At 50.9% G+C, this 3403-nt stretch carries 2 rRNA genes; both read right to left on the reverse strand.

Features of this window, described 5'->3' with window-relative positions:
• Nucleotides 1–48: 48 nt before the first annotated feature.
• Nucleotides 49–164: ribosomal RNA gene (gene rrf, locus KGB29_RS25840) — 5S ribosomal RNA — on the reverse strand.
• Between the two features lie 158 nt (nucleotides 165–322).
• Nucleotides 323–3216 (reverse strand): 23S ribosomal RNA (locus KGB29_RS25845).
• Nucleotides 3217–3403 lie beyond the last annotated feature (187 nt).

The following is a 3403-nucleotide window of genomic DNA, read 5'->3' on the forward strand; positions in this document are numbered from 1 at the left end:
AAAACAAAACCCCTACCTGCATACGCAGATAGGGGTTTCGGAATTTAATCTTGACGATGACCTACTCTCACATGGGGAAACCCCACACTACCATCGGCGATGCATCGTTTCACTGCTGAGTTCGGGATGGGATCAGGTGGTTCCAACGCTCTATGGTCGTCAAGAAATTCGGGTACTGAGTCGTGGCCGGCTGGCCTCGCTTCAGCAAATTGGGTATGTGATAAAAATCGGTGTTTTGTGAGCGTCGAACTTTCGGTTCTTTCGTCTTCACACACCGCAATCTGATGCTTCTTTCGAAGTAAGCAAATTGCTTGGGTGTTATATGGTCAAGCCTCACGGGCAATTAGTATTGGTTAGCTCAACGCCTCACAGCGCTTACACACCCAACCTATCAACGTCGTAGTCTTCGACGGCCCTTCAGGGGACTCAAGGTCCCAGTGAGATCTCATCTTGAGGCAAGTTTCCCGCTTAGATGCTTTCAGCGGTTATCTTTTCCGAACATAGCTACCCGGCAATGCCACTGGCGTGACAACCGGAACACCAGAGGTTCGTCCACTCCGGTCCTCTCGTACTAGGAGCAGCCCCTCTCAAATCTCAAACGTCCACGGCAGATAGGGACCGAACTGTCTCACGACGTTCTAAACCCAGCTCGCGTACCACTTTAAATGGCGAACAGCCATACCCTTGGGACCGGCTTCAGCCCCAGGATGTGATGAGCCGACATCGAGGTGCCAAACACCGCCGTCGATATGAACTCTTGGGCGGTATCAGCCTGTTATCCCCGGAGTACCTTTTATCCGTTGAGCGATGGCCCTTCCATACAGAACCACCGGATCACTAAGACCTACTTTCGTACCTGCTCGACGTGTCTGTCTCGCAGTCAAGCGCGCTTTTGCCTTTATACTCTACGACCGATTTCCGACCGGTCTGAGCGCACCTTCGTACTCCTCCGTTACTCTTTAGGAGGAGACCGCCCCAGTCAAACTACCCACCATACACTGTCCTCGATCCGGATAACGGACCTGAGTTAGAACCTCAAAGTTGCCAGGGTGGTATTTCAAGGATGGCTCCACGCGAACTGGCGTCCACGCTTCAAAGCCTCCCACCTATCCTACACAAGCAAATTCAAAGTCCAGTGCAAAGCTATAGTAAAGGTTCACGGGGTCTTTCCGTCTAGCCGCGGATACACTGCATCTTCACAGCGATTTCAATTTCACTGAGTCTCGGGTGGAGACAGCGCCGCCATCGTTACGCCATTCGTGCAGGTCGGAACTTACCCGACAAGGAATTTCGCTACCTTAGGACCGTTATAGTTACGGCCGCCGTTTACCGGGGCTTCGATCAAGAGCTTCGCGTTAGCTAACCCCATCAATTAACCTTCCGGCACCGGGCAGGCGTCACACCCTATACGTCCACTTTCGTGTTTGCAGAGTGCTGTGTTTTTAATAAACAGTCGCAGCGGCCTGGTATCTTCGACCGGCGTGGGCTTACGCAGCAAGTGCTTCACCCTCACCGGCGCACCTTCTCCCGAAGTTACGGTGCCATTTTGCCTAGTTCCTTCACCCGAGTTCTCTCAAGCGCCTTGGTATTCTCTACCCAACCACCTGTGTCGGTTTGGGGTACGGTTCCTGGTTACCTGAAGCTTAGAAGCTTTTCTTGGAAGCATGGCATCAACCACTTCGTGTTCCAAAGGAACACTCGTCATCAGCTCTCGGCCTTAGAATCCCGGATTTACCTAAGATTCCAGCCTACCACCTTAAACTTGGACAACCAACGCCAAGCTGGCCTAGCCTTCTCCGTCCCTCCATCGCAATAACCAGAAGTACAGGAATATTAACCTGTTTTCCATCGACTACGCTTTTCAGCCTCGCCTTAGGGACCGACTAACCCTGCGTCGATTAACGTTGCGCAGGAAACCTTGGTCTTTCGGCGTGGGTGTTTTTCACACCCATTGTCGTTACTCATGTCAGCATTCGCACTTCTGATACCTCCAGCAAGCTTCTCAACTCACCTTCACAGGCTTACAGAACGCTCCTCTACCGCATCATCCGAAGATGATACCCGTAGCTTCGGTGTATGGTTTGAGCCCCGTTACATCTTCCGCGCAGGCCGACTCGACTAGTGAGCTATTACGCTTTCTTTAAAGGGTGGCTGCTTCTAAGCCAACCTCCTAGCTGTCTAAGCCTTCCCACATCGTTTCCCACTTAACCATAACTTTGGGACCTTAGCTGACGGTCTGGGTTGTTTCCCTTTTCACGACGGACGTTAGCACCCGCCGTGTGTCTCCCATGCTCGGCACTTGTAGGTATTCGGAGTTTGCATCGGTTTGGTAAGTCGGGATGACCCCCTAGCCGAAACAGTGCTCTACCCCCTACAGTGATACATGAGGCGCTACCTAAATAGCTTTCGAGGAGAACCAGCTATCTCCGAGCTTGATTAGCCTTTCACTCCGATCCACAGGTCATCCGCTAACTTTTCAACGGTAGTCGGTTCGGTCCTCCAGTCAGTGTTACCTAACCTTCAACCTGCCCATGGATAGATCGCCCGGTTTCGGGTCTATTCCCAGCGACTAGACGCCCTATTAAGACTCGCTTTCGCTACGCCTCCCCTATTCGGTTAAGCTCGCCACTGAAAATAAGTCGCTGACCCATTATACAAAAGGTACGCAGTCACCCAACAAAGTGGGCTCCCACTGCTTGTACGCATACGGTTTCAGGATCTATTTCACTCCCCTCTCCGGGGTTCTTTTCGCCTTTCCCTCACGGTACTAGTTCACTATCGGTCAGTCAGTAGTATTTAGCCTTGGAGGATGGTCCCCCCATATTCAGACAAAGTTTCTCGTGCTCCGTCCTACTCGATTTCATGACTAAGAGATTTTCGCGTACAGGGCTATCACCCACTATGGCCGCACTTTCCAGAGCGTTCCGCTAATCTCAAAGCCACTTAAGGGCTAGTCCCCGTTCGCTCGCCACTACTAAGGGAATCTCGGTTGATTTCTTTTCCTCAGGGTACTTAGATGTTTCAGTTCCCCTGGTTCGCCTCTTGCACCTATGTATTCAGTACAAGATAACCATCTTATGATGGCTGGGTTCCCCCATTCAGACATCTCCGGATCAAAGTCTGTTTGCCGACTCCCCGAAGCTTTTCGCAGGCTACCACGTCTTTCATCGCCTCTGACTGCCAAGGCATCCACCGTATGCGCTTCTTCACTTGACCATATAACCCCAAGCAATCTGGTTATACTATGAAGACGACATTCGCCGAAAATTCGAATTTCTCAACTAAGAGAACTCACAAATTTTACCTTAGCCTGATCCGTTACCAGTGAAAGTAACGGTCAGTCTATCTTTCTATCACATACCCAAATTTTTAAAGAACGAACTAGTCAAAGACTAGAAATCAA

The organism is Pseudomonas sp. BF-B-30 (genome assembly GCF_019956305.1).
Lineage (GTDB): Bacteria > Pseudomonadota > Gammaproteobacteria > Pseudomonadales > Pseudomonadaceae > Aquipseudomonas > Aquipseudomonas jessenii.